1 protein-coding gene is annotated in these 422 nt (G+C 49.3%); it reads left to right on the top strand.

Features of this window, described 5'->3' with window-relative positions; translation table 11 throughout:
- The coding region (locus AB4486_RS19245) for a cadherin-like domain-containing protein (protein WP_372118216.1) at positions 1-422 on the top strand (422 nt) is incomplete at both ends.

Here is a 422-nt window from a genome sequence, read left to right as displayed (position 1 = left end):
GGCACCGATACGGTCTCTGCGAACATCGATGTAAGTGTGACTGCGGTTGATGATGCGCCTGTGTCTGGTGACCTAGCGTACTCAATCGACGAAGATGGTTCGATTCGTCTAAGCCAAGAGCAGTTGCTATCACAAGCATCAGATGTTGAAGGCGATGACCTAACAGCCAGCGGCTTAACGGTCGACGGTGATGCAACCGTTACTCAAAACGATGACGGCAGCTTCACGATTACGCCAGATGAGAACTTCAATGGTGACATTGATATCAGCTTCGATATCTCAGATGGCACCAATACGGTTCAAGCATCAGCAGACTTAACCGTTAACCCAGTAAACGACCTGCCAGTGCCTCAAGACCAACAGTTCAGTGTTGAAGAAGACGGCACGTTAATCTTTACTGATGCAGACCTGTTAACAGGCGC

The organism is Vibrio sp. 10N.222.55.C6, assembly GCF_041473395.1.
Taxonomy (GTDB): Bacteria; Pseudomonadota; Gammaproteobacteria; order Enterobacterales; family Vibrionaceae; genus Vibrio; species Vibrio crassostreae_C.
Note: the sequence above shows the minus strand (reverse complement) of the source record. Positions and strands in the feature narration are given on the sequence as shown.